This window comes from Kitasatospora kazusensis, assembly GCF_039529945.1.
Lineage (GTDB): Bacteria > Actinomycetota > Actinomycetes > Streptomycetales > Streptomycetaceae > Kitasatospora > Kitasatospora kazusensis.
This window is the reverse complement of record NZ_BAAANT010000016.1, coordinates 124,259-150,320: the sequence shown is the minus strand read 5'-3', so window position 1 is coordinate 150,320 and position 26,062 is coordinate 124,259. Positions and strand designations below refer to the sequence as shown.

Below are 26,062 nucleotides of genomic sequence, written 5' to 3'. Positions count from 1 at the left end.
ACTCCTCCGCCGGAGCGCGTGGGCGCGGGGCGGAGTCACGGTTGCGGGTCAGCGCCGGAGTCGCACCGGCTTTCCCCGGGTGAGAAGCGGATGGAGCGGATCAAGTTCTTGTGCGGTGTACTGAGCGCTGACGACTCTATCCGGCCGTTCCGGGCGGGTCGTCCGGCCCGGGCCCGCGGTGCGTGGATTTCGGCCACCGGCGAGCTGGAACACGTACCAGTTTGTCGTCGGCCGCCCGGGCGCCGGCCGCGCGTCAGCCCAGGGTGAGCAGGCGGGCCGCCGTGTGCAGGTCGGTGCGGACCTCGGTCAGCGAGGTGCGCCCGGAGAGCCAGCCCAGCAGGGTCGCGTGCCAGGTGTGGCCGATCACCCGGAGGGCGGCCTGCTGCTCCGTGGTCGGCGGGGCGCCGAGCTGGGCGGCGTCCAGGATGATGGCCGAGGTGAGGCCGCTGACCTCGTCCACCTCCGCGCTCACCGAGCGGTCGGCGAAGGAGAGCGCCCGGACCATCGCCTCGGCCAGCCGGGGTTCGCGCTGGAGCGCCTGGAAGGCCGTGGTCAGCGTCTCCGCGACCCGGCCGGCCGGCTCCTCGCCGGTCGGCGGATGGCGGCGGACCTGCTCCTGGAGCCGGCTCAGCTGCACCAGCATCACCGCGACCAGCAGGTGCACCTTGGACGGGAAGTACCGGTAGAGCGTCCCGAGCGCGACCTGCGCGCCCTCGGCCACCTCGCGCATCTGCACCGCCTCGTAGCCGCCCCGGACGGCGAGCGTGGTGGCGGCGCGCAGGATCCGGGTGCGGCGTTCGGCCTGGCGCGGGGTCAACGGGGCGCTTGCCGTGATGCCCGCCGTGATGCCCGGCGGGGGCCCCGGGGGGCGGGCCGGGCTCGGCAGGGTGCCCGGTGCGGTCTCCGGTGCGGTGCCGGGGCCGCCTGGCGCGATGTCGGTGGTCAACGGGGCTCCCAAGGCGCGGCGTCAGGTGCGGGACGGTGGCTCGGCGTGGCGTGAATCACCAGCCCTGGCGCGGAAGGGGAAGCTACGGGCCGGTATCTTCGAGGTCTCTCATTGTTCACTTGCCCAACGATGAGCTCCGAACCACTCCGCACCACCATGAAACGTGATCTACTTTACCGCCGGTGTCCGCTCGGGTGAGGTAGGGACAGGAGCCCAGGATGACCGCGCTGCCGCCCCCGCTGCGGATCGCCCTGCTGTCCTACCGGGGTGACCCCTTCTGCGGCGGCCAGGGTGTCTACGTCCGCCACCTCTCGCGCGAGCTCGCCCGGCTCGGCCACCACGTGGACGTCATCGGAGCCCAGCCCTTCCCGGTGCTGGACGAGGTCGAGGGCCCCGGATCGGTCCGGCTGGTGGAGCTGCCCAGTCTCGACCTCTACCGCGCCGACGACCCCTTCCGCACGCCCGCGCTCGGCGAGTACCGCGGCCTGGTGGACGTGCTGGAGGTCGCGGGCATGCGCACCGGCGGCTTCCCCGAGCCGCTGACCTTCTCGCTGCGGGCCCGGCAGTACCTCGCCAGGCACAAGGGCCGCTACGACGTCGTCCACGACAACCAGACCCTCGGTTACGGCCTGCTCGGCCTGGAGCGGCACGGCTTCCCGCTGGTCACCACCGTGCACCACCCGGTCACCGTCGACCGGCAGCTGGAGCTGGACGCCGCGCCGACCGCGCTGCGACGGCTCTCGCTGCGCCGCTGGTACGCCTTCACCCGGATGCAGCGCCGGGTCGTCCGGCGGCTGGAGCACATCATCACCGTCTCCGGCAGCTCGAAGACCGAGATCGCCGAGCACCTGGGGGCCGCCCCCGGCGCGATCTCGGTGGTGCCGATCGGCGCGGACACCCGGCTCTGGTCACCCTCCGAGGAGATCGCCGTGGTGCCCGGCCGGATCGTGGCCACCTCCAGCGCGGACGTCCCGCTCAAGGGGCTGGTCTACCTGATCGAGGCGCTGGCCAAGCTCCGCACCGAGCGCGAGGCGCACCTGGTGGTGGTCTGCAAGCAGCGTGCGGACGGGCCGGTGGCGGAGGCCGTCCGGCGGTTCGGGCTGGAGTCGGCCGTCGAGTTCCGCAGCGGGCTGACCGACCAGGAGCTGGTGGACCTCTACCGCTCGGCGGAGGTCGCCTGCGTCCCCTCGCTGTACGAGGGCTTCTCGCTGCCCGCCGCCGAGGCGATGGCCACCGGCACCGCCCTGGTCGCCACCACCGGCGGGGCGATCCCCGAGGTGTCCGGCCCGGACGGCGAGACCTGCCTCGCGGTGCCGCCCGGCGACGCCGGCGCGCTGGCCGCCGCGCTCGGCAGGCTGCTGGACGACCCCGAGCTGCGGGCCGCGCTCGGCGTGGCGGGACGGGAGCGGGTGCTGGCCGGCTTCACCTGGCAGCGGGCCGCCGAGCTGACCGCCGACCGCTACCGTGCGGCCATCGCCACCGGGGCCGGGCGGCGCGCCCGGGCGGGGGCGGGCTGGCGCTACGTCGCCTGACGCAGCGTCAACTCAGCGGTACCGCAGGGAAGTGCGGCACCACAGTACCGAAGTGCAGAAGTACAGCAGCAACGAATGGGAGCCCCGCAGTGCTGACCGTCGATTTCTCCCGCTTCCCGCTCGCCCCCGGCGACCGGGTGCTCGACCTGGGCTGCGGTGCGGGCAGGCACGCGTTCGAGTGCTACCGGCGCGGCGCCGACGTGGTCGCCCTCGACCAGAGCGCCGACGAGATCGCCGAGGTGCGCAAGTGGTTCGCCGCCATGAAGGAGGCCGGCGAGGCCCCGGCCGGCGCCTCGGCGGTGGCCATGGAGGGTGACGCGCTGGCGCTCCCGTTCGAGGACGAGAGCTTTGACAAGATCATCATCTCCGAGGTGATGGAGCACATTCCGGACGACAAGGGCGTGCTGGCCGAGATGGTCCGCGTCCTGAAGCCGGGCGGCGTGCTCGCCGTGACCGTGCCGCGCTGGCTGCCGGAGAAGATCTGCTGGGCGCTCTCCGACGAGTACCACGCCAACGAGGGCGGCCACATCCGGATCTACCGGGGTGACGAACTGCTCGACAAGCTGCGCGAGGCAGGCCTGAACCCGTACGGCACCCACCACGCGCACGCGCTGCACTCGCCGTACTGGTGGATCAAGTGCGCGGTCGGCGTCGACAACGACAAGGCGCTCCCGGTCAAGGCGTACCACCAGCTGCTGGTCTGGGACATCGTCGGCACCCCGGTGATCAGCACCGTCCTGAAGGCGGCCGAGAAGGCGCTCAACCCGGCGATCGGCAAGAGCTTCGTCGCGTACGCCACCAAGCCGAACCGTCCCGCCGGCCACCTCGTGGACGAGGCCGGGGCGTGACCGCCGCCGTCCCCGAGGCGCTGCTGCTGGACGGCGTGCTGGACGCCGCGCAGGCCGCCGCCACCGTGCGCAGCATCCTCGCCGACCAGCAGGCCGACGGCGCGATCCCGTGGTTCCGGGGCGGGCACCTGGACCCGTGGGACCACACCGAGGCCGCGATGGCCCTGGACACGGCGGGCGAGCACGCCGCCGCCGAGGCCGCCTACCGCTGGCTGGCCTCCCGCCAGAACCCGGACGGCTCCTGGTACGCGGCCTACTCCTACGGCCACGGCGGACCGGACGGCGAGGTGACCAACGCGTCGAAGGAGACCAACTTCTGCGCGTACATAGCCGTCGGCGCCTGGCACCACCACCTCAGCTCCGGGGACGACGCCTTCCTGGAGTGGCTCTGGCCCACCGTCCGCCGTGCGCTCGACTTCACCGTCGCGCTGCGGCTGCCCGGCGGCCCGATCGCCTGGCGGCTGGACGAGGACGGCACCGCGCCCCAGGAGGCGCTGCTCACCGGCTCCTCCAGCATCCTGCACGCGCTGCGCTGCGGCCTCGCCATCGCCGAGTACCTCGAAGAGCCGCAGCCCGACTGGGAGTTGGCGGCCGGACGGCTCGGCCACGCGGTGGCCCTGCACCCCGAGCGGTTCCTCGACAAGGACCGCTACTCGATGGACTGGTACTACCCCGTCCTGGGCACCGCGCTGCGCGGAGCGGCGGCGGAGCAGCGGATCGAGCAGGACTGGGAGCGCTTCGTCGTGCCCGGCCTCGGCGTCCGGTGCGTCAGCGACCGGCCCTGGGTGACGGGCGGCGAGAGCGCCGAACTCGCCCTCGCCCTCTGGGCGGTGGGCCAGTCGGACCGCGCGGTGGAGATCCTGCGCTGGATCCAGCACCTGCGGCACACCGACGGCTCGTACTGGACGGGGTACGTCTTCGAGGACGACGCGATCTGGCCCGAGGAGCGCACCACCTGGACGGCCGGCGCACTGCTGCTCGCGGTCGCGGCGCTCGGCGGGGACCCGGCGACGGTCGCGGTCTTCGGCGGCGAGCAGCTGCCGAGCGGGCTGGTCGTCGGCGACTGCTGCTAGCGGCTCCGCCGTGCAGCCGAGCAACCACAGCAGGGGCGCGGGGAACGGCGCGACCGAGGCACGACGAAGATGCACGGTTGCGCGCGCAGTTCCTCGCGCCCCTGCTGTGGTTTCCGAACGCGTATGGGTAACGAAAAGGGGGCGCGGGGAACTGCGCGATCAGCCCTTTACGGCAGCACAGTTCTCCGCGCCCCCGATGTGGCGCTCCCCAGCCGGAGGCTAGCCGCGCTGGATGCCCGAGGTGTCGCTCAGCAGGCCGTGGGTGCCGTCCTGGAGCTGGGCGACCAGGGCCGCGCCGCGCTGCTCGACCGCGAGGTACCAGGTGCCCGGGACGAGCTCGCCGACCGGCGGGCCGGCCGGGTTGTCCTTCGGGGTCAGCTGACGGGGCACCGGCACGGCGAACCAGAACGGCGCGAAGTCGGCGGCCGGAGCGGGCGCCGGGGTGGGCGCGGGCGCCGGAGCGGGCGTCGGCGCGGGTGCCGGGGCCGGCGTGGGCAGCGGGGACTGGTGCAGCTGCTCGTGCGGTTGGCCGGGGGCGGGGTAGCCGTAGCCGCCCGCCTGCGGCTCGTACCCGCCGGGCTGCGGCTGCTGCGGCTGGCCGCCGTACGCCTGGGGCTGGCCCTGGCCCATCGGCGCGCCCTGCTGGTAGCCGTAGTCGTACTGGCCGGGCTGCTGCTGACCGGGCTGGCCCTGCTGGCCGGCGCCGGGGTAGCCGCCCTGGGCGCCGGGGTAGCCCTGCACCTGGGGCGCGGCGGGCTTGTCGCTCAGCAGCGGGGCCTTCAGCGCGGGCACCAGCGGGCCGCCGGCCGCGGCGCCGGCCAGCACCAGCAGCGCGAGGAACGCCAGGTAGGCGCCGATGCCGAGGTTGCCGGCGCCGAGCGACCAGACCGAGGTCCAGAGGGCGGCGACCGCGAGGGCGATGCCCCACTGGTCCAGCCGCAGGCCGAGCACCTGACGGGTGCTCGCGCTCTCGCCCTGGAAGTGCTGAAGCAGGGTCAGCGCGGCGGCGGCGAGCCCGAGCAGGAACACCGACGGGAGGATCGGCAGGAGCCCCGACGTCCAGGCGCTGGAGCTGACGGTGGTGCAGCTCTTCAGGATGCAGAGGGAGACGGAGCGGTAGGGCAGGAAGGAAGAGATGAGCAGTAGGACGGCCGCACCTGCGACGGCGGCGTCTCCCCTGGTGAGAGCGCGCAGATTCACGAACGTTCCCCTCGTTGGTGTGTCGTGGACGGCGGTAACGGGGCAAAAGCCTATGGCCAAGTCGCTGCCGGATGCACAGCGGCCTCCGGATCGGGCTCCGGGCGGGTCGGCTCAGCCCGCGGAGACACCGCCGGAACCGGTGCCCGCAGGGGCCGTTCCGGCGGGGTTCGTTCCGGTGGGAGCGGTGCTCAGGAAGGCCGCCAGCGCGTCGGCGATCCCCTGGGCGGCCCGCTGGCGCCACTGCGGGTCCGTCATCCGCCCGGCGTCGCCCGCGTTCCGCATGTTGCCGCACTCGATGAACACCTTCGGCACCCGCGAGAGGTTGAGCCCGCCCAGGTCGCTGCGGGTGTCGAGCCCCTGCTCGCCGAGGTAGTCCGAGTAGGGCTCGCCGGTGGCGGCCTTGAACCTGTCGCGGAGCAGCAGCCCGAGCCGGTGCGACGGTGCCACGATGGCCGAGGTGTCCGCCTTCCCGGCCGTCACCTCGGCGGGCATGATCACGTGGAAGCCGCTGCCGGAGGCCGGTGCGCCGTCGCCGTGCACCGAGACCGCCGCGTCGGCGTGCGCCGCGTTGCCGATCGCGGCCCGCTCGTCGACACAGGGCCCCCACGGCCGGTCGCCGTCCTGGGTGAACACCACCTTCGCCCCGAGCGCCTGCAGGATCGTCCGGGCCCGGCGCGAGACGTCGAGGGTGTAGTCGGCCTCGCTGTAGCCCGCGTCGGTCGACGTCCCGGTGGTGTCGCACTCCTTGTGGCCGTTGCCGACGTCCACCTGGCTGTTGATCTCGGCGGAGTGGTTCACGTTGCCCGGGTTGTGCCCGGGGTCGATCAGCACCGTACGGCCGGTCAGCGGGCCCGCCGTCGCGGTCCCGGCCGGGGCCGGGGACGCCGTCGGCGTGGGGGTCGGCGTGAGGGTCGGGGTGAGCGTCGGCGTGGGGCCGGCCGTGGGGCCGGAGGGCGCGGTGACCGGGGCCGGTACCGCGCCCGGCACCGGGCCGGCCGCCGTCCTGGCGGGCTGCTGTCCGGCCAGGGCCTGCCAGCCGAGCCAGCCCGCGAAGGACATCGGCAGGACGGCGCAGACCAGGACGGTCAGGCGGAAGCGGGTCGAGCGGCGGTTGCCGGGGCGCTCGTCAGTGGTGCCGGTCACGTGCGGTTCAGATCCTGTCCCAGGTGCGAACTGTCAGGTTGAAGGTGCCCGCCAGCGGGTTCCACTTCGCCACGAAGTCCTTCTTGGACTGGGTGGCCTGCGGGTTGAGGTCGTTGGCCCGCTTCAGGTCGGCGGTCTTCGGCACGGAGCCGCCCGCACAGCCCTGGCTGCTGACCGTGTGGGCCCACGCAGCGTACGCGCGGTCGATGTCCCCGGACTGCTGCCACGCGGCCTTCAGCGACTGCACGGCGTCGGCTCCGCCCTGGAGGTCGGCCAGGTTGAGCTTGGCGAGGTCGCTGATCAGCTGGTCGCGCTGGGAGGCGGCGTCCGTGAAGACCTGCGCGGCACTGTCCACCTCGGCCTTCGCCGGGCAGCTGTCCACCTTCGCCACCGCGTTGCCGATCGGCGCCTTGGCGCTCTCGCCCCGGGCGAGCAGGTCGTCCACGGCCTTCGCCTCGGTGGCGGCGTTCGCGCCGTTGGCCGAGGCGGACGCGCTCGGCGAGGCGGTCGGAGCGCTCCCGTCCGGCGTCCCCGGCTGCGACGGGGCGGGCTGGGCCGGCGCCGCCTGCGAGGCGGGACCGGCCGGGGCGGGCTTCGCCTGGGCGGTCGAGCCGCCGCCGCCCTGGAGCGCCCAGACGGTGCCGCCGCCGAGGACCACGACCAGCACCACACCCAGCGCGACGAACAGCGGGGTCCGGCTGCGAGGGCGCTCCTCCTCGTACGGGGCGAGCTCCTCGTACGGGCGGTACTCCTCTTCGGGCGGGAAGCCGTTGCCGGGCGGGAAGCCGTTCCCCGGGGCAAAGCCGGTCCCAGGGGCAAAGCCGTTCCCGGCCGGGAAGCCCGTGGGTGGCGGGAAGTCCGGGGCGGGTGCGAAACCGGGGGCCGGGGCGCCTGCGGGCGGGTACGCGGCGGGCGGGAAGCCCTGGTGCGGCGGCTGGCCGGGCTGGGGTGCGAAGCCGGGCGGGAAGCCGTTGGCGGGCGGGCCGGCCGGGGGAGCGGCCGGTGCCTGGGGGTAGCCGTAGCCGGCCGGGGCAGCCGGGGCAGCCGGGGGCGCCTGGGGGTAGCCGTAGCCCGCCGGGGCGGCTGCGGCGGCCGGGCCGGGCGGGGGCGGGAAGTACGGGCGGGCGCCCAGCGGCGGGCCCTGGTCACCCACGGCCCCGGCCGGGGGGCCGGGGAAGGCCGGAGGGAAGGCCTGGGCGGCCGCCTGCGGGGTCATGGGAGGCCCGAACCCCGGCTGGGGCGGCTGCGGCGGCTGAGACTGCTCCGGGGACGGCTTGCGCCGTACCCAGCCGCCCGCGCCGCCGCGCGCGGCGGGGTCCCAGACCGCTGGCGCGGTGTTGTCCTGGTCGGTCAAAGCCTGGCCCTCGCCCCCGCTGTCGTCCCGCGCCGTTGACGGCCGTCTCGTCCGGGTGTTCGCCGACACCGTACCCGGCCCGGGCGGGCGGACGGTACGGCGGCACCCGGAGGAGCGGTCGTCGCGGATCGACGTTAGAGCATCGGCGGGGCCGTCCGCAGGAGCCTGCGCAGCTTGGCCACGAGCTGTCCGTCACTCGCTGCTGCGGGCACCCGCCCGGCGCAGCACCCGCAGCGAACCGGTGACCGAGATCTCCTCGAAGCCCTCCGCGAGCGCCCGCAGGTAGACCCGGTACGGCGCCTGCCCGCCGTCGGCGGGGTCGGGGAAGACGTCGTGCACCACGAGCAGCCCGTCCTCGGCGAGGTGCGGCGTCCAGCCCTCGTAGTCGCCGGTGGCGTGCTCGTCGGTGTGCCCGCCGTCGATGAAGACCAGCGCCAGCTTGCCGCCCCAGACGGCCGCGACCTGCGGGGACCGGCCCACCAGCGCGATCACGTGGTCCTCCAGGCCCGCGTGGTGCAGGGTGCGGCGGAACAGCGGCAGGGTGTCCATCCGGCCGACCTCGGGGTCGACCAGGCCCGGGTCGTGGTACTCCCAGCCCGGCTGCTGCTCCTCGGAGCCCCGGTGGTGGTCCACCGTCAGCGCGACCGTCCCGGTGGCCCGGGCGGCGTCGGCGAGCAGGATCGCCGACCGCCCGCAGTACGTGCCGATCTCCAGCACCGGCAGACCCGTCCGCTCCGCCGCCCCGACCGCCGCCGCGTACAGCGCCAGGCCCTCGTCCAGCGGCATGAAGCCGGTCGCCGCCTCGAAGGCCGCGAGCACCTCGGGCGCCGGGCCGGTGCTCTCCCGGGGGATGGTCATGGTGCTGCTCCCTGCTGCTGTGTGCCGTGGGTTCCTCGCGCTGGACCCTACTGGACGGTAGGGCGGGCGTTGCTGCGGGTGGTTCTCCGGGGTGTTCTTCGGGTGGTTCTCCGGACGGGTCGTCCGTCCGGTCGGGCGGCTCAGCCGAGCAGCGCCGCCGCCAGCCGCTTGCGGGCCGGGGCGAGCTCGGCCTCGATCGCGGTGGTCTCGGCGTCGCCGAGCTCCAGGGACGGCAGACCCTTCGGCCGCTGGTCGAGCAGCTGCATCCGCAGGTGGGTCGGCGGGTGCGAGACGTCGACCGCGCCGAGGTCGCGGGCACTGAGCCGGCGCAGCCGCTCGCGCTCCAGCGGGGGGACGTCGGCGACCTGCTCGGCGAGCGTCGTCCAGAAGTCGACGGCGGGCGGTTGCGTACCGGAGCCGCCCGTGCGGCGGGGTCTGGGGGTGGCCCGCAGTCGCAGGCGGACGGTCTGCACGCTCTGCTCCAGCAGCAGCGTCTCCAGCATGCCCCGCGCGGCCTCGGTCGAGGCGAGTTCGGCGGCCAGGATGTCCGCCCGGTACTCGGCGCGCTGGCCGGAGCGGGAGGTGAGCCGGTGGAGCAGGCGCAGGACCACGCGGATCAGACGGCACACCAGGCCCTGCGCCACACCCGCGACGAGGGCGAACAGCACCATCGCGCCACGCTGCGACCCGCGCCGGTCGGGCAGCAGCATGGTGTGCAGGGTGCTCAGCGTACGGAGGGCCGAGTCCAGCCACAGGCCGCGCCGGGAGTCGCCGTTGACGCCGTGTCCGAACTCGTGCCCCAGCAGGGCGACCCGCTGCTGCGGTGTGAGCACCGTCCAGAGCTGCAGCCCGAGGGTGAGCTCGCTCCGGCGGAGCAGGCCCAGACGGCCGAACGAGGCGTTGAAGGCGCCGGTCACCCGGATCACGTCCACGGGCTTGCCGCCCACCGCCGCCGCGACCCGGTCGGCCAAGGCGTAGAGCGCGGGAGCCTCGTCGCGGCGCAGCGCGTTCGCGTCGTTCCGCACCCGTCCCAGGCGCGGGCGCAGCAGCACGGCGACGACCACCCCGATCACGCCCAGCACGCGGACCGGCCAGCGGTCGTCACAGACCAGCAGGACCGAGCCGGTGAACACGGCGAGCGTCAGCAGATGGACGGCGCCCGCGATGGCGGCGGCGCCGAACCAGTTCGCGTCGTGGCGCCGGGCCGGATCCTCGGTCAGCGACTCGTACAGCTTCTCCACCCGGGCCCGGACGAGGGCCTCGCGCGCGGCCCGCCGCCGTGCGGCGCGCAGGTGCCCGCGCTGCTGACGCGGCGTCCGGTGCGGCGCGGGTCCGGCGGCGGGCGACAGGTTCCACTCGCAGCCGGGGCACCAGGCGGGGAAGCGTTCGTCGACGTCCAGACTGCTCCCGCAGGAGGGGCAGTCGACGGCCTGGGCGGCGCTGGGTCTGTGCATGAGGGGTGATCATGCCAGCCTGGTGAAGGTCCGGTGGAACCGGGGTGGAGGGGCGGCATCCGATGCCCCGGCCGCACCGTCCCGGCGCCTCGGACGGGAGCTCCGGAACCCGTTCTCCCCGGCGCGGGGAGCCCGGCCCGCCCGGCCCGCCGACCCGCCTTCTCGACGGGGATCCCTTCGCACGACACTCTTGACGGGGCCGCAGCAAGCGGGCCGACGGAAGCGCCAGGCGCTTCCCTTACGTGATCCCGGGAGAAGCCAGATGCGCGCAGCGATCCTGCACGAGACCGGTCAGGACAAGCTGGAGGTCCGCGACGACGTCGAGACGGTCGGCTTCGGGCCCGGGAAGGTACGGGTGCGGCTGCGGGCGACCAGCCTGTGCCACTCTGACCTGTCGGCGATGAGCGGGGTGCTGCCGCAGCCCGCGCCGTTCGTACCGGGGCACGAGGGCGCCGGCGATGTGACCGAGGTGGGCGAGGGTGTCGCCGGGGTCGCGGTCGGCGACCGGGTGGTGCTCTGCTGGATGCCGCCCTGCGGGGTCTGCCCGCACTGCCTGCGCGGCCAGGGCCACCTCTGCGTCAGCAGCCTGCGGCGGCTCGGCGCGCCGGGGTTCAGCTTCGGCGACTCCGTGGCGGCGTCCGGCTTCTACGGGACCGGGACCTTCGCGCAGGAGGCCGTGGTCCCGGCGGGCAGTGTGCTCAAGGTGCCCGCCGACATGCCGTACGAGCTGGCGGCGCTGATCGGCTGCGGGGTGACCACCGGTGTGGGCGCGGCCGTGAACACCGCCCGGGTCGAGCCCGGCTCCTCGGTGGCCGTGATCGGCGCGGGCGGGGTCGGCATCGCCGCCGTCCAGGGCGCCCGGGTCTGCGGCGCGGCGCGGATCACCGTGGTCGACCCGGTGGAGTCCCGGCGCGAGCGGGCGCTCGGCTTCGGGGCCACCGACACCGTCGCCCCGGACGGGCTGAAGGCCGTCGCCAGGGAGCTGGAGGCCGGCGGGTACGACTACGTCTTCGAGGCCGTCGGCCGCGCGGCCACCGTACGGGCCGGGTACGACGCCACCAGGCGCGGCGGAGCGGTGATCGTGATCGGCGCGGGGGCACGGGACGACCAGGTCGGCTTCAGCATGGCCGAGCTCTTCTTCAACGAGAAGCGGATCCTGCCGTCGATGTACGGCGGCGGCGACGTCCGCCGGACGGCCGCGCTGGTGACCGAGCTCTGGCGGGCCGGGCGGATCGACCTGGAGGGCATGATCACCCACCGGGTCCGGCTGGCCGACGTGAACGAGGCGATCGCGCAGATGCGCAGCGGTGAGGCGCTGCGGACGGTGATCACGCTGGACTGACGGTGAACCCGCCGGGCCGAGGGGCCCGGCGCCGCTCGGCGGCGGTGGCCCGCCGGCCGGAGGACAGCCCCTCCGGCCGGCGGGCCGGCGACTCAGCGGCGGTGACGGCCGTGCGCGTCGACCTCCGTGGTGTCGTCGGACGCGGTCACGCCCCGGTGCCGGCCGTGCGCGGCGTCCACGGCTGCGGCCTCGTCGGCGCCGGACGTGGCGCTGTCGTGCTCGGTGGAGTCGGTGAGGGTTTCGGACATCAGGTTCGTCTTCTCCGTGCGGGTGCGGGGTGCTGATCAGCGAGGCCGGCGGGGCGGCCGGTCCTTCGGGCCGAGGCACGCCCGACGGTGTGGGACGTGCCTGTGCCGGGAGCGTCACGGCTTGTTCGGGGGCCACCATAGCGGCCGAGTCGGACGTGTGTGTAACGAGATCGTCAGGACCTCGGTCGAACGGACGCCCGGACGGGGGCCTGCGGTTCCGGCCCCGGTCCGGCTGTCGGACGGGCTTCCGGACGGGCCTCCGGGACGGATCCCAGCCAGTGCCCGACCAGTTCGCGGTAGAGCGGCGAGAGCACCTGGAGGTCGCCGTGCCGGGCGATCAGCCCCCGGCCGGAGTCCAGTAGCAGTACCCGGTCGGCCCGCAGCGCGGAGCCGATCCGGTGCGCGATCACCACCAGCGTGCCGGGCCGGGCGGCGAACGCCTCCTCCACCCGGGCCTCGGCGGCGCCGTCCAGATGACAGGTCGCCTCGTCCAGCACGACCACCGGCGCGGGCGAGAGGTACGTCCGCACCAGGGCGATCAGCTGGGCCTCACCGGCCGACAGCGCCGCCGGGTCCGCGATCACCCCGTCCGGACCGCCGAGCCGGGCGACCAGCTCGGCGGCGCCCAGCAGCGCGACCGCCTCGGCCAGCCGCTGCTCGCCGGCCTCCGGGTCCAGCCAGCTCAGATTCGACCGCACCGTCCCGGCGAAGACGTAGGCCTCCTGCGGCACCAGCGCCAACTGCCGGGCCCGCAGCGGGCCGGGGAGTTCGTGCGGCCGGACCCCGCCGATCGACACCTCGCCCAGCTGCGGCGCCAGCACACCCGCCAGCAGCGCGGCCAGCGTCGACTTGCCCGCGCCGCTCGGGCCGACCACGGCCAGGTGCTCGCCCGCCGCAAGCTCCAGCTCGAAGCCGTCCAGTACGGGCTGCGCCGCCGGACCGTGCGCGTGCCGCAGCCCGGTGACCCGGACGGCCGGGCCGGCTGCTCCGGGCCGCACCGTAGCACCGGCGTCGGTGGGATCGGCGGGGTCGGTGGGTGCGCCGGCTGTGGGTGCGGATGCGGGTACGGGAAGCGCGGCCAGGCGGTCGAGTACGACGGTGAGCTCCAGCACCCACCCGCCGACCGTGCCCGCCAATGTCCTTACGGCCGGCTCCAGTTGCTGGAGCAGGTAGGTCGCCACACCGAGCACCTGCCCGGTGGTCAGCCAGTGCCCGTGGACCAGCCAGGGCGCCGCCAGTGCCACGGCCAGTGCCGGCAGCCGCCCACCGAGTGCGACCGAGAGCGAGCGCAGTGCCGCCGCCCGGCCGAGCGCCCGGACGGCCGTGCCCTGCGCTCGGACGGCGGCCTCGACGGCGTCGCCGACGCGCTGCTGCGCGCCGCAGGCCGTGATGTCGCGCAGCCCCGCGAAGGCCCGGCCGGTCTGCGCCGCGACCTGCTCGTCGGCGAGCACCACGGCCCGCTGCCGCGCCACCAGCGGGCCGAGCAGCCGTACGAAGAGGTGTCCGCCGACCAGCAGCGGCGGCAGGACGAGCAGCAGCGCGACGGGTGCGAGCAGCGCCAGCCCGAGCAGGGCCGCCAGCAGTGTCACCCCCACGCCGCGCAGGGTGCGCAGCAGGGTGGCGGTCAACTGCCGTGCGGACTCGACCTGTTCGGTCAGCCGGGCGACGGCGGCCGGGTCCGGCTCGGGCCGGGCGAGCGCTCCGCGCACCACCCGGACGACCAGGGCGTCGCGCAGCGGCTCGACCACCGCTGCGACGTGCGGGAAGGCCGCGCGGGCGGCGTAGGCACGGACGGCGTAGGCCGCGCCGAGCGCGGTCAGCCAGAGGCAGCCGACGCCTGGCCGGCCGGCCAGGAAGCCCTGGTCGACGGCGGCCGAGACCAGCAGGCCGGAGAGCAGTGCGGGCAGCGCCTCCACCCCCGACCAGCCCAGCACCCGGATCAACGAGCTTCTGGTGCTGGTGAGTTGGCTGGCGAGCAGGGCCCAGCCCGGCGCCCGGGTGGACTCGCGGTGGCGGGCCATCAGCGGACCTTCGGCGGAGCGGACGGGTGACCGGGCGGGAGGTTGGACAGATGACCCGCTGCCGTGCCGACCAGGGCGGCCCGGTAGTCGGGGTCGGTGGCCAGCTCGGCGTGCGGGGCGAGGGCGCGCAGGCGGCCCGCGTCCAGCCAGGCGACCAGGTCGGCCCGGGCCGCCGCCTCGGCGCGGTGGGCGACGATCAGCCGGGTGTGCCCCCGGGTGGCTTCGGCCAGTGCCCGGGTGACCTGGTGCTCGGTGGCCAGATCGAGGCTGGAGGTGGCGTCGTCGAGCACCATCACCCGTGGTCGCTGGGCCAGCAGCCTTGCCAGGCCGAGGCGTTGCAGTTCGCCGCCGGACAGCCGCAGCTCGTCCGGAGGCGTCCGGGGGCCGTCCGGCAGCAGTGCCAGGAAGCCGTCGGCGTGTGCGGCGCGGGTCTCCGGCGGACCGGCGCCCTCCAGCGCCTCGGCGACGGTGGCGCCGACCAGCACCGGGCGCTCGAAGGCGAAGCCCACCGCCCGCCGCAGCTCGGGGACGCTCAGCTCGTCCACCCGGACGCCGTCGACCAGGACGGACCCGCCGTCCGGTTCGCGGAGCCGCCCGGCCAGCGCGGCCAGCAGCGACTTCCCCGACCCGGACCGGCCCACCAGCGCGACGGTGCGACCGCCGGGGACGGTGAGGCTCAGCGGTCCGAGCAGGGTGGCACCGCCGTCCCGGACCACGACCTCGGTGAAGACCAATTCACCCGGGCCGTCCGGAAGTTGACGGGTTCCCGGGCGCGGTGCCGGTCGCGCGAGCGCCTCCTCGACCCGCAGCAGCCCCGCCCGGGCGTGCGCGACCCCGGCCAGCGCCTCGACCTGCTCGAAGAAGCCCACCCCCAGCGCGGCCCAGCCGGCCGCCGCCGCGAGAGCGCCCGGCGGCAGGGCGCCGGACGCCACCTGCCATCCGGCGGTGCCGAGGACAGCCAGCTCCACCACGGCCACCAGCAGCGTCGCCTGCCAGACCGTACGACGCTGGGTGGACCACAACGCGTGCCCGGCGGCCGAGAGTTCGGGCAGCGGGCCGAGCACCTGGGCGGCCTCCCGCTCCTCGGCGCCGGCCGCGTGGATGCTCCGCAGGCCGCCGAGCGCGCCGGTCAGCCGGGCGGCGAGCTCGGACTGGACCTCCTGGTACCGGGTGAAGACCTGCCCGGCCTGCCGGAGGAAGAGCCGGATCAGCACGATGCCGGGCAGCACCCCGGCGAAGAAGGCCAGTGCCAGCCAGGGCGAGAGCACCCCGAGCCCGACGACGGCGCCGAGCGAGGTCAGCAGGGCGGTGAACGTGCCGAGCCGGGCCGGGAAGGCGCCGCCCGCGTCCGCCGCCGAACCGACCAGGCGGGAGGTCAGGTCCCCGCTCGGCAGGCCGTGCGGGGCGGGCCCGACCGCCAGCACGTGCTGCAGCAGCCGGCTGCGGAGCGCCACCGTGGCGTCGGCGGTGCAGGCGGGGCCGGCCGCCGCGGCCAGTGCCCCGGCCGCCGCACCGGCCAGCAGGACGGCGCCCAGCAGCACGGCGGGCCCGGTCGCCTCACCGCCGAGCGAGGCGTCGACCGCGCCCGCGACGGTACCCGGCAGGGCGAGCGTGGCGGCGGCCTCGGCGGGAACGGCCAGGGTGAGTACCAGGGGCCAGCCGCGCATGACGTATCCCCTTTTTGTTGTCGAGTGTTGTCGAGTCGAGGTGGGTTGCGCTTCGCCGGGTGCTGCACGGCGGGCGGTGCTGAGCGGGCGGTGCTGGGTGTGTGGCGGGTGGTAGCGGGTGGTGTTGCGCCGGGGCCGTGCCACCCACCCATGGCGAGGGTGTGTGGCACGGCCCGAGGTGCCGGTCTGCCTGCCTGCGGCTACTAGCTGATGGTGAAGATCAGGCAGGTCAGGATCAGACAGGTGTACTGGCAGCCGCCGCCCTGGCCGGTCAGCTCGACGGACTCGGTCTCCGGCAGGTCCTGCAGCGCGGCGAGGTCGGTCTCGAAGTCCATGATGTTCTGCATGATTGGGTCCTCCCCTTGTTGTCCGCCGGCCGCACGGTGCGGCCGACGGTGGTGATGCCACTCAGGAGTGGCGGCTGCGGCGGAACCCCTCCACCGCAGGTCTTGCTCCCGGGCCCGGTGGCAGCGTCAGCGGCTGCCGTCCGGCCGGGAAGTCTCAGGTGGGCCGTCCGGTGCGGAGGAAGGCGGCCAGCACTTCGTGGAGCACGGCCGCCCCTTCCTCGGCCAGCACCTCGTGCCCGGCTCCGGCGGCCTCCACGTAGCGGAAGTCGGCGCCCTCGGCCCGCCCCAGGCGCAGCAACTCGTGCCGCAGTGAACGGGACTGGCTCACCGGCACCACCTCGTCCCGGTCGCCGTGCAGGACCAGCAGCGGTGCGTTCAGCAGGTACGCGAGTTGCAGTGCGTCCCGTGGGCCGAGGGCGTCCTCGATCGGCTCGGCTCCGCCCAGCCGGGTGGTCAGTGCCCGGACCGGCGGTGCGGCCTCGGCCAGCAGCCGGGCGCCGGACAGGAACGGTGCCACCACGGCGCAGCGGCTGACCTGCCCGACCGGCGCGTGCGCGGCGGCGAGCAGGGCGAGGAACGCGCCGTAGCTCACGCCGAACAGCGACGGTGGTTCAAGTCCCAGCGCTGCACGCTGACCTGACAGGTCGTCGAGAAGATGCAGGATGTCTGCGAGGTCGGGCCCGCCCCAGGCACCGCGAATGGCCATCGCGTGCTCGACGCCGTACCCGGTGCTGCCGCGCTGATTGGGCGCGAGCACCGCCAGGCCCTCGGCCGCCATCCGCTGCAACGCCGGGTCGAACTCCAGCCGCCAGGCGTCCGCCGGGCCGCCGTGCAGGGCGAGCACCAGGTGCCGGGCGCTCAGCCAGGCTTCGCCGCCGTACACCACGGCCTCGATCGGACCCGCCGGGCCGGACAGGTCCAGGCTCCGGGCGGGGTGCCAGCGGCTGCCGTCGGCCGGGGCGGCGCTACCGTCCAGCCGCCAGCCGGGTGGTGCATGGCGGACCGGTCCGGCCTGGGGCTCACCACCGGACCGGACGGCCGGGCCGCCGCCGGGCCCGCCGACCGGGTCGTCCGTACGGACGGGCCCGAGCGGTCCGAGCGGCGCGAGCCGCAGCGGGACCGGGCCGCTCGCGCCGGCCCAGGCCGGGCCGAGGGCGAGCAGGGTGTCCACGTCGAGGGTCGCGAGCGCCGCCGGGTGGTCGGGCGCGGAGTAGGGCATCCGCAGGCCGGTGTCCGACCAGTGGCCGACCGCACCGAGCCGGCCCGGCGGCACCGGCAGCGGGTCGAGCCGGTGCCCGGCGGGGCTCCAGACCGCGAGCGCCGAGGCGGCGCCGTGGTCGATCTGGAGGACCACCCGGAGCGCCTCGGGCACCGCACCGGCCCCGCGCACCGCGCTGATTCCGGGCACCGCACCTGCTCCCGACGGCGCCGCAGCGGTTCCGGTGGCCGGCCCGAGGGCGACCGGCCGCAGGAACATCCCCGGCACGTGCAGGCACTCCGGGAAGCGCAGTGGCTCCGCGCCGCCCAGCACACCCCAGCCGAGCCGGTCCGCGCCGGGGGCGTCGCTGCGGACCATGGCGAGCCGGGTGTCGGGATCGAAGAGCACCAGCCGGTCGTTGCTGCGCTCGGCGATCTCCAGCAGCGGCGTCACCCGGCCGAGGTCCAGGTCGAAGGCGACGGACTTGACCACCCCCGAGGCGACCCGGTCCAGCGCGAGCAGCCGTCCGGTGTGGTCGAGCCAGACGCCGCCCCCGTGCAGTCCGGGCAGCTCGGCGATCTGCCGGGGCTCCGAGCCGTCGGCGTAGACCAGCCAGGCCGTGGTGACCGGCTGGGTGTCGGTGCCGAGTGCGAGGGCGATCGGGAGGTTGCCGGCCCGGCCGGCACCGGGCATCGGCAGCAGCCGCAGCCCGGGCATCCGGAGGGTGGCCAGCAGCTGCTCGGCGCCGGGCGCAGCTCCGCCGTCGGGGTTGCCAGGGACGTTGCCGGGGGCCCCGGTCAGCAGGACCAGGTCGTGCCGGTCGCCGTCGTGGCGGCAGACCAGCACCCGCCCGTCCGGCAGCGAGACCAGCTGCGAGCGGAGGCTCTCCGAACGGTTGCCGGGCAGCGGCAGTGCCGTCGGCCGGGCCGGTCCGTCGGCGGGCAGCCGCCAACTCTCCACGTACCAGCCGCCGTCGGCGCCTGCCGCCAGGCAGGCGGCGTGCGAGCCGTCGGAGGCGAAGGTGAAGCTCAGCCGGCGCAGCGCCTGGGCTGTGGTGGTGCGGGTGGCGATGCTCATCGTGGGCTCACCTCCTGGGAGTCGGGTGGTGGAAGGGACGGGGTACGGGGACGAGGGGGCTGGATGCCCCGGGGTCATCGCCGGTCCGGTACCGGCAGCGGTACCGGCAGCGGTACCGGCGCCGAGAGCGGGTCGAGCCAGAGCCGGGGGCCGCCGTGGCGGAGCCGGAGCAGGAAGGCGAGCGGGCCGGAGGTGCCGGTGCCGTAGGCCGGTGCGCAGCCGGTGCCCGTCTCGTCCGGGAGGACGAGCAGCCCGTCCCGGAGCGCCGCCCGAGCCGTGACCAGCTCCGCGAGCTGCTCGGCGCCGTCCCGGAACCGGCTCTCGCCGGTGGCCTCCGCCAGGTCCAGCAGGTACTCGCCGTTGCCCGCCAGGCCGTGGCAGGCGCAGACCCCGCTGTGCCACCGGCCGTCGAGCACCGCCTGCCCGGCGGCGAGCGCCAGCCCGTGGGCGTCACCGTCGCCGGTCGACCGCCAGAGCCGGATCAGGAAGCTGCCGATGCCGGACGAACCACTGCACCAGTGCGCCAACTTGACGGCCGCCGGATCGTCGGCGCTCTGCGGCCACCAGGCACCCGCGCCGTCGTACCGGACGGTCGCGGCCAGCGTCGCGGCGCCCTCCCGGGCAGCGGCGAGCAGGGTGTCGCGGAGCTTGGTGTCGCTGATCCTGGTGTCGCCGAGCGGGGTATCGCTGAGCACGGATTCGCTGCCCGGCAGGGCATCGTGGACGGCGAGCAGGAAGGCGCTGACGCCCGCCACCCCGTGGCCGTGGCCGAGGTGGGTCGCACCGGCGAGACCGGAGTCGAAGGTCTTCGGCACGGGCCAGACCACGCCGTACGGCTCGCGCTGCGCTGCGTCCAGCAGGCCCCGGGCGCACTCGACCGCCCGGTCGAGGTACTGCGCCGACCCGGTCGCGCGGTACAGCCGCAGCTGGAGCAGGCCGCTGCCTGCCGCGCCGTGGCAGATGTCGGGGTTGGGCCAGTGCAGCGGCACCCGGCGGGCCATCGTGACGGCCCGGTCGGCCAGTTCCTGCTCCGCCAGCGCCTCGGCGGCGTCGAGCAGCGACCAGGCGGTGCCGGACCGGCCGAAGTGCAGCCCGGGCAGCACCACGGGTTCGGCGGCGCAGCGCCGTTCGATCCACTCGGCGGCCGACCGGGCCGCCGACCGGGCGAGTTCACGCTCGGGCTCGGGGAGAGCGGGGGTGACGGCGGCGCGGGCCAGCAGGGCGAGCACCCCGGCCGCGCCGTGCTGGACGTTGCACGGATCGGTGAGCTGTCCCGCCGGCACGACCGGCCAGAGCCGGTCGGACCGCTCGGGCGTCGCGCCTGCGGCGAGGTGCCGCAGGCCGTCGCGGATCAGGCGGCCGACCACGTCCTCGGCCGGGGTTCCGCGCTCCGCCGGGGTGGTGCCGGTGGCAGGTGGTGCGGTGTCGTCTGCGGTCCGTACGGCACCGGAGGCGGTCGGTACGGCAGCGGGGTCGGCCAGCGCGTCCCGGACCTGGGTGAGGCTCCAGCGGTGTTCGGGCTGCTCGGCGCGCAGGGCGAGGACGAGCGGCGCCAGCCGTTGCGCCGTCCCGCCGCTGCGGGCGGCGAGCTCCAGCCAGCGGCCCAGGCGTTCGGCGACCGGGCGGGCCGCCGGGAGGTCGTCGGGCAGCAGCGGGTCGTGTCCGGTGGCGAGCAGGAACAGCAGCCCGCCCAGTGCGTACAGGTCCGCGCTGTACGCGGCGGTGGTGGAGGTGCTGGCCGGGCCCTGCTCGGGGGCCCGGTAGCCGGGCGTACCGGCCGAACCCGCCGTGCCGCCCGCCGGGGCGGCCAGCTCCAGGTCGACCAGCCGGAGTCCGCCGTCCGGCCGGACCATCACGTTGCCGGGGGACAGGTCGCGCAGCACCAGCCCCTGTGCGTGCACCCGTTCGACCAGGTCGACCAGTGCCAGCGCCATCGGGCCGGCCTCGGCCCAGTCCACGTCCGGTGTGCCGTCACGGCGCAGCCGGGACGCGACCCAGGTGCCCAGCGGTTGGCCGGGTATCCGTTCCTGCACGAGGAAGAGCGAGTCGCCCTGCTCCACCAGTTCGACGGGGTGCGGTGCCAGCTGCTGCCCGTCGAGCCGGGCCAGCAGCGCGGCCTCGTGCCGCAGCGCGGTCCGGGCCTCGGTGCCGGAGCGGTCCACCTCGATGTGTGCGCGGGCCTGCTTGACCACGACCTCCGTCTCGTTCACGGTGTCCCGGCCGAGGAAGACGCCGCCCTTGGTGCTGTGCCGCACGGCGGCGGTCAGCGCGTACCGGCCCCCCAGCAGCACACCGGCCGTCCGGGCCCTCGGTACCGCGCCGGAGCCGGTCGACCCCCTCCCCTCGACGGGGTCGACCGCCCACGGCGGACAGCGGTAGCTCGCGGAGCGGACGTCCTCGGCCCTGGTGCCGTCCGGTCCGGTCAGCATCGAGCGGTAGGCGCCGTCGTTGCCGAGTTCGGCGCGGCCGGTGAAGGCTCCGTAGCGGTAGTGCACCCGGCTGCCCGGCGCGTACGCCCGGTCGGAGAGCACGGTGGGGCCGGGCAGGCCCTCGGTGGCGAGGTGCAGCCGTTCGGCGATCCGCCGGAACTGCGCTTCGTCCGCCGGGTAGACGGTGATGAACTTCCCCGCCGAGCCGCGTTCGCTGTTCCGGGAGTTGATCTCGTGGAGCTTCTCCCGGTCGGCGGTGAACTTGAAGGGGCACGGGTCGGCGGCGAGGACGCCGGCGACCGCCGCGAGCACCTTCGAGGCCGCCGCGGAGGCCGCACTGACGTGCAGCTTCCAGCCCTGCTCGGGTGCCGGCGGCTGTGGCGCCGGGCCCGGCGCCGTCTCGGGTGTGGACGGCCGCACCGTGCACCAGAAGCCTTCGACGGTGAACCCCCACCCGTCGACCTCCCCGGTCCCGGCACCGGCCACGGCCGCCCACGCCACCTCCACCAACGTGCCGTCCGCATCCGGCGCGTCGGCCACCGATCCCGGCCCCCCAGCCATGCGCAGCGGTGTGCCCGCCCCCATCTGCTTCACACCCCTTCGTCGCGTCGCCGGTGCTGCCCGCTGCGCGGACACCCGGCTGGATCGGTCTTCGGAAGTACGGGAGCCGCCCCGGGCACGTCCGCCGGTCGGGCCCTCGACCGGCGCTCCGCGTGATCGGCGCAGCGCCCGGGGCCCGGACGGATGAAGCTCGGCGGAGTGCCTTCCCGACCCCCCTGGTCCGGGCAACTCTCGTTCGCACCACTGAAGTTACTTTCGGGACGGGTGTTGCTCAACGCCCAGCCGGTCACTTCACTCGTAAGGGTGATCTGGCTTCGTTTTCGAATGCGCGGGACCCGTCCGGTGTGGGCAGGAGCCCCATGGCGGGCCTGCCGACCGAGGGCCTGCGCAGCCCGCCGTCCGGCTCCGTCGGGCTCCGCGCGGCTCCGCGTGCCGGTTGACGCGCAGCTGTACGGGGCGTCGGCGCGGCACCCCGGCACGGCCGCCGCGTGGCTTCCGTGCGGCTCCGGTGCGACCCCCCGTACGACGTCGGCGCGATCCCGGCGCGGCCCCGGCGCGGCCCTGGCCCGGTCCGGCGGCGGATCGCCGAGGCCCGTCCGGCCCGCTGCGCGCGGTAGTCTCAGCAGGTGCCGAATCTGTCCGACGTCATCAGCGCGCTCGAAGAGCTCTACCCACCGCGGTGGGCGGAATCCTGGGATGCCGTCGGCCTGGTCTGCGGGGATCCCGAGGCCCAGGTCAGCCGGGTCCTGTTCGCCGTCGACCCGGTCCAGACGGTGGTCGACGAGGCCGTGGAGTGGGGCGCCGACCTGGTGGTCACGCACCACCCCCTCTATCTGCGCGGCACCACCAGCGTCGCCGCGACCGGCTTCAAGGGCCGGGTGGTGCACGGTCTGATCCGCGCCGGGATCGCCCTGCACGTCGCGCACACCAACGCCGACCACGCCGACCCGGGCGTCTCCGACGCCCTCGCCGAGGCGGTGGGCCTGCGGGTCCTCGGGCCGCTGATCGCCGACCCGACCGACCCGTCGGGCCGCCGGGGCACCGGCCGGATCGGTGTCCTGGAGCCGCCGCTGACGCTCTCCGCGTTCGCCGCCCAGGTCGCCGCGGGGCTGCCCGCCACCGCTGCGGGCGTCCGGGTGGCCGGCGACGCCGACCGGCTGATCAGCCGGGTCGCGGTCTGCGGCGGCTCGGGCGACAGCTTCTTCGCGGAGGTCCGGGCGGCCGGCGTCGACGCCTACGTCACCGCCGACCTGCGCCACCACCCGGCCTCCGAGGCCACCGAGACGGCTCCCGTCGCGCTGCTGGACGCCGCGCACTGGGCCACCGAGTGGCCGTGGCTGAAGCTCGCCGCCGCCGGGCTCGGCGCGGCGGCGGACAAGCACGGCTGGCAGCTGGAGACGCGGATCTCGCACCGGGTCACCGACCCGTGGACGGCCGTCGCGCCGATGACCCGCATCCCGCTGGCGGGCACCTCCGCCGCCGACGCCGTTGCGGCCGATGCCCTTGCGACCGGTGGCGTTGCGACCGAAGCGGCTGCGACCGCGACCGGTGCACCCGTGACCAGCAGTACCCCCGTGGCCGGTGACGGCCCGCGTGGTGAGGACGTACCGCCGCTCAGATGACGCCCAGATGATCTGACGCCGTGCGCCGTCGTCACCGCGCACCCCTCGAACCCGACCTGAACTGACCGATTCACAGGAGCTCTCCGCTTGAACGCCGCGCCCGCCGACCAGATCCGCCTGCTCGACCTGCAGGCCATCGACTCCCGCCTCGACCAGCTGGCCCACCGGCGCCGCAGCCTGCCCGAGCACGCCGAGATCGACAAGGCCAACGCCGACCACACCGCCCTGACCTCGCTGGTGGTGGCCGCCCAGGCCCAGCTCAGCGACACCACCCGTGAGCTGGCCAAGGCCGAGGGCGACGTCGAGCAGGTCGTCGCCCGGGCCGCCCGCAACCAGCAGCGGATGGACTCCGGCGCGGTCGGCTCACCCCGCGACCTGGAGAACCTCCAGCACGAGATCGGCTCGCTCTCCAAGCGCCAGGGCGACCTGGAGGACGTGGTCCTGGAGATCATGGAGCGGATGGAGTCCTCGCAGACCCGGGTCACCGAGCTGACGGCCCGTCTGGACCACTCCACCGTCGTCCTCCAGGAGGCCGAGGCGCGCCGCGAGGCCGCCTTCGCCGAGATCGACGCCGACGCCGAGAAGGTCAAGCGCGACCGCGAGGCCGTCGCCGCCGTCATCCCGGCCGACCTGCTGAAGCTCTACCTCCGCCTGCGCGAGCAGCAGGGCGGTGTCGGCGCGGCCCGCCTGTACCAGCGGCGCTGCGAGGGCTGCCGGGTCGAGTTCGCCGTCTCCGACCTGAACGCCATCAAGGCCGAGCCCAAGGACGAGGTCGTGCGCTGCGACAACTGCGGTCGCATCCTGGTCCGCACCGCCGAGTCGGGCGCCTGACCCGATGGCCGGTCGGAGGTTCATCGTCGAGGCGGACGGCGGCTCCCGGGGCAACCCGGGCCCGGCCGGCTACGGCGCGGTCGTCCGGGACAGCGACACCGGACAGATCATCGCCGAGACCGCCGAGTTCATCGGGCACGCCACCAACAACGTGGCGGAGTACAAGGGCCTGATCGCAGGCCTGCGGGCCGCCCGCGAGCTGGACCCGGACACCGGTGTCGACGTCCGGATGGACTCCAAACTGGTCGTCGAGCAGATGTCCGGGCGCTGGAAGATCAAGCACCCCGACATGCAGCCGCTGGCCGCCGAGGCCCGGACCGTCCTGCCGCGCTCCCAGGTCACCTACACCTGGATCCCGCGCGAGCGGAACAAGGACGCGGACCGGCTGGCCAACGAGGCGATGGACGCGGGCAGGCTGGGCCGCCAGTGGGAGCCCAAGGTACGCGCCGCCGCCGTGTCCGCTCCCGTGCCGGAAGAAGCGCTGCCCGCACCGGCCGCGCCCAAGGCGGGCTGGGCCGGGCCCGCGGACCTGGGGACGCCCACCACCTTCGTGCTGCTCCGGCACGGGGAGACGCCGCTCACGCCGGAGAAGCGCTTCTCCGGGAGCGGCGGCAGCGACCCGGCCCTCTCCGAGAAGGGGCTCTGGCAGGCGGCCCGGGCCGCCGAGGAGCTGGCCGCACGCGGCACCATCCAGGCGATCGTCAGCTCGCCGATGCAGCGGACCCGGCAGACCGCCGAAGCGGTCGCGACGCGGCTCGGGTTCGACGTACGGATCGAGGAGGGCCTGCGCGAGCTGGACTTCGGCGACTGGGAGGGGCTCACCTTCGCCGAGACGCAGGAGCGCCACCCGGAGGACCTGGCCGCCTGGCTGGGCTCGGCGAAGGCCAAGCCGACGGGCGGCAGCGAGAGCTTCACCACCCTCACGCACCGGGTCGGGGTCGCCCGCGACAAGCTCCTCGCCCGGTACTCGGGCAAGACGGTGCTGGTGGTCTCGCACGTCAGCCCGATCAAGACGCTGGTCCGCCTGGCGCTGGGCGCCCCGCCGGACTCGCTGTACCGGATGGAGCTGTCGGCTGCGTCCTTCTGCGCGGTCCAGTACTACGCGGACGGGAACGCCTCGGTGCGGTTGCTCAACGACACGAGCCACCTGCGCTGACGGGTGGCGGGGGAGCGCGCAGCCGACGGCGGGCCGGTGGACTCACCGGCCCGCCGTCGGCTGTTGTCGGCCGGCTGACCGACGACAGCTGCTCGGTATCGGTCGACGGACATCAGGTATCAGATGACAGATTTCAGATTCTGTCATCTGATACCTGATGTCTGATATCCGTCGCTGGGCACCCGTCAGTGGATCCCCGTCAGCGGATCCCAGTCAGTGGATCTCCGTCACCACGACATCCAACAGCCACGGCTTGCGTGCCGACCCCTCCGCCGAGACCTCGACGCGGTAGTTCAGCTCCCGCAGCGCGTCCACCAGCTCGCCCGGCGAAGCCGGCTCCAGACCCGCGACCAGCAGGTCGCGCACCAGCCGCCCCTTGGTGGCCTTGTTGAAGTGGCTCACCACCGAGCGCTTCAGCACCCCGTCCACCTCGCGCTCCTGCAGCACCCGCACGCCGGCCGTCCGCGCTGCGACCTCGCCCGCAGGCTTCCAGGCCGCCGCGTACGCGGCACTGCGCAGGTCGAGCACCAGTCCGTCCGCGATGTCCGGCAGCACCTGGGCCATCTCCCGCCGCCAGTAGGCGCCCAGTGCGCCCAGCGGCGGCAGCTTCACCCCCATCGAGCAGCGGTACGGCGGAATCCGGTCCCCGACCCGCAGCGCGCCCCACAGCCCCGAGAACACCAGCAGCGAGCGCTCCGCCCGCGCGTAGGCCGCCTCGTCCAGCTTGGCCAGCCCCAGCGCGTCGAACAGCACCCCGGTGTAGACCTCGCCGGCCGGCCGGGCCCCCGCCGCCCGCAGCCCGGTGTTCCGGGCGATCTCGCCACGCAGCCCCTGGCTCAGCCCGAGCACCTGCTGCGCCGTGTCCGTGTCCGCCGAGCAGAGCTCGACCAGCGCGTCCAGCACCGCGGCCCGTGCCCCGGACAGCCCGGGCAGTGAGAGCTCGTCGAGCGCCAGCGGCACCCCGGCCTCGGAAGCAGCCTTCCCCTCCGACGGCGGCAACAGGACCAGCACAGCGGCACTCCTCAACACTTTGTGGCATTGGACCCTGCCACCTTACTCACCCGCCCGGTCACCCGTCCGCGCGCTCGCGCCTGCGTACGTACGGCCTCCGGCACACCTACGGCCTCCGGCACACCTACGGCCTCCGGCACACCT

20 protein-coding genes are annotated in these 26,062 nt (G+C 75.0%); 7 read left to right on the top strand and 13 right to left on the bottom strand.

The features are described 5' to 3' along the window. Positions 1-253 precede the first annotated feature (253 nt). Positions 254-886, bottom strand: coding sequence for a TetR family transcriptional regulator (locus tag ABD330_RS16365; protein ID WP_425555552.1), 633 nt, complete (start codon positions 884-886; stop codon positions 254-256). Positions 887-1,164: 278 nt separating this feature from the next. On the opposite strand from ABD330_RS16365, the gene ABD330_RS16360 reads away from it, so the two are divergent. The 3 genes from ABD330_RS16360 (at position 1,165) to ABD330_RS16350 (ending at position 4,399) form a co-directional block, all read left to right on the top strand. Next, complete coding sequence (locus tag ABD330_RS16360) at positions 1,165-2,478, top strand: glycosyltransferase family 4 protein (RefSeq protein WP_344465537.1); 1,314 nt, start codon at positions 1,165-1,167, stop codon at positions 2,476-2,478. Between the two features lie 89 nt (positions 2,479-2,567). Beyond that, a complete protein-coding gene (locus ABD330_RS16355) occupies positions 2,568-3,326 on the top strand; it encodes a class I SAM-dependent methyltransferase (RefSeq protein WP_344465535.1) in 759 nt (252 codons plus the stop codon). After that, positions 3,323-4,399 carry a prenyltransferase gene (locus ABD330_RS16350; RefSeq protein ID WP_425555549.1) on the top strand — a complete coding sequence of 359 codons (1,077 nt, stop codon included), beginning with the start codon at positions 3,323-3,325 and terminating at the stop codon, positions 4,397-4,399. Before ABD330_RS16355 ends, ABD330_RS16350 begins: the two co-directional genes overlap by 4 nt. 219 nt (positions 4,400-4,618) lie before the next feature. Here ABD330_RS16350 and ABD330_RS16345 read toward each other — a convergent pair whose 3' ends face one another. The 5 genes from ABD330_RS16345 to ABD330_RS16325 form a co-directional block, all read right to left on the bottom strand. Further along, positions 4,619-5,599: a hypothetical protein gene (locus ABD330_RS16345; protein ID WP_344465533.1), complete on the bottom strand. Its 981-nt coding sequence runs from the start codon at positions 5,597-5,599 to the stop codon at positions 4,619-4,621. A gap of 111 nt (positions 5,600-5,710) precedes the next feature. Then, complete coding sequence (locus tag ABD330_RS16340) at positions 5,711-6,742, bottom strand: N-acetylmuramoyl-L-alanine amidase (protein WP_344465531.1); 1,032 nt, start codon at positions 6,740-6,742, stop codon at positions 5,711-5,713. A gap of 7 nt (positions 6,743-6,749) precedes the next feature. Beyond that, positions 6,750-8,096 carry a hypothetical protein gene (locus tag ABD330_RS16335; RefSeq protein WP_344465529.1) on the bottom strand — a complete coding sequence of 449 codons (1,347 nt, stop codon included), beginning with the start codon at positions 8,094-8,096 and terminating at the stop codon, positions 6,750-6,752. Between the two features lie 192 nt (positions 8,097-8,288). Further along, a complete protein-coding gene (locus ABD330_RS16330; RefSeq protein WP_344465527.1) occupies positions 8,289-8,954 on the bottom strand; it encodes a class I SAM-dependent methyltransferase in 666 nt (221 codons plus the stop codon). Positions 8,955-9,094: 140 nt separating this feature from the next. Further along, the gene (locus tag ABD330_RS16325; protein WP_344465525.1) at positions 9,095-10,408 is read right to left on the bottom strand and encodes a M48 family metalloprotease; all 1,314 of its coding nucleotides are present in this window, start codon (positions 10,406-10,408) and stop codon (positions 9,095-9,097) included. Between the two features lie 262 nt (positions 10,409-10,670). Between ABD330_RS16325 and ABD330_RS16320 the strand changes: the two genes are divergently transcribed. Then, entirely contained in the window at positions 10,671-11,750 is a 1,080-nt protein-coding gene (locus ABD330_RS16320; protein ID WP_344465523.1) for a Zn-dependent alcohol dehydrogenase, read from the top strand. Positions 11,751-11,842: 92 nt separating this feature from the next. On the opposite strand, the gene ABD330_RS16315 is transcribed toward ABD330_RS16320, so the two are convergent. From ABD330_RS16315 to lanL, 6 genes are all read right to left on the bottom strand, one after another. Next, the gene (locus ABD330_RS16315; RefSeq protein ID WP_344465521.1) at positions 11,843-11,998 is read right to left on the bottom strand and encodes a hypothetical protein; all 156 of its coding nucleotides are present in this window, start codon (positions 11,996-11,998) and stop codon (positions 11,843-11,845) included. A gap of 173 nt (positions 11,999-12,171) precedes the next feature. Further along, on the bottom strand, positions 12,172-14,019 hold the full coding sequence (locus ABD330_RS16310) for an ATP-binding cassette domain-containing protein (protein WP_344465519.1): 1,848 nt from the start codon (positions 14,017-14,019) through the stop codon (positions 12,172-12,174). Continuing rightward, complete coding sequence (locus ABD330_RS16305) at positions 14,019-15,686, bottom strand: ATP-binding cassette domain-containing protein (RefSeq protein WP_344465517.1); 1,668 nt, start codon at positions 15,684-15,686, stop codon at positions 14,019-14,021. Before ABD330_RS16305 ends, ABD330_RS16310 begins: the two co-directional genes overlap by 1 nt. 203 nt (positions 15,687-15,889) lie before the next feature. Then, complete coding sequence (locus ABD330_RS16300; protein ID WP_344465515.1) at positions 15,890-16,033, bottom strand: VenA family class IV lanthipeptide; 144 nt, start codon at positions 16,031-16,033, stop codon at positions 15,890-15,892. A 154-nt stretch (positions 16,034-16,187) separates the two neighbouring features. Next, on the bottom strand, positions 16,188-18,308 hold the full coding sequence (locus tag ABD330_RS16295) for an alpha/beta fold hydrolase (RefSeq protein WP_344465513.1): 2,121 nt from the start codon (positions 18,306-18,308) through the stop codon (positions 16,188-16,190). A 74-nt stretch (positions 18,309-18,382) separates the two neighbouring features. Further along, a complete protein-coding gene (gene lanL, locus ABD330_RS16290) occupies positions 18,383-21,298 on the bottom strand; it encodes a class IV lanthionine synthetase LanL (RefSeq protein ID WP_344465511.1) in 2,916 nt (971 codons plus the stop codon). Positions 21,299-21,924: 626 nt separating this feature from the next. On the opposite strand from lanL, the gene ABD330_RS16285 reads away from it, so the two are divergent. The 3 genes from ABD330_RS16285 to ABD330_RS16275 all read left to right on the top strand — a co-directional run bounded on the left by ABD330_RS16285 (position 21,925) and on the right by ABD330_RS16275 (position 24,907). Next, a complete protein-coding gene (locus ABD330_RS16285) occupies positions 21,925-22,920 on the top strand; it encodes a Nif3-like dinuclear metal center hexameric protein (protein WP_344465508.1) in 996 nt (331 codons plus the stop codon). 87 nt (positions 22,921-23,007) lie between these two features. Further along, the gene (locus ABD330_RS16280) at positions 23,008-23,751 is read left to right on the top strand and encodes a zinc ribbon domain-containing protein (protein WP_344465506.1); all 744 of its coding nucleotides are present in this window, start codon (positions 23,008-23,010) and stop codon (positions 23,749-23,751) included. 4 nt (positions 23,752-23,755) lie between these two features. Beyond that, positions 23,756-24,907: a bifunctional RNase H/acid phosphatase gene (locus ABD330_RS16275; protein WP_344465504.1), complete on the top strand. Its 1,152-nt coding sequence runs from the start codon at positions 23,756-23,758 to the stop codon at positions 24,905-24,907. Positions 24,908-25,120: 213 nt separating this feature from the next. Here the strand turns inward: ABD330_RS16275 and yaaA are convergent, their stop codons facing one another. Continuing rightward, positions 25,121-25,918, bottom strand: coding sequence for a peroxide stress protein YaaA (gene yaaA, locus ABD330_RS16270; RefSeq protein WP_344465502.1), 798 nt, complete (start codon positions 25,916-25,918; stop codon positions 25,121-25,123). Positions 25,919-26,062: the final 144 nt, after the last annotated feature.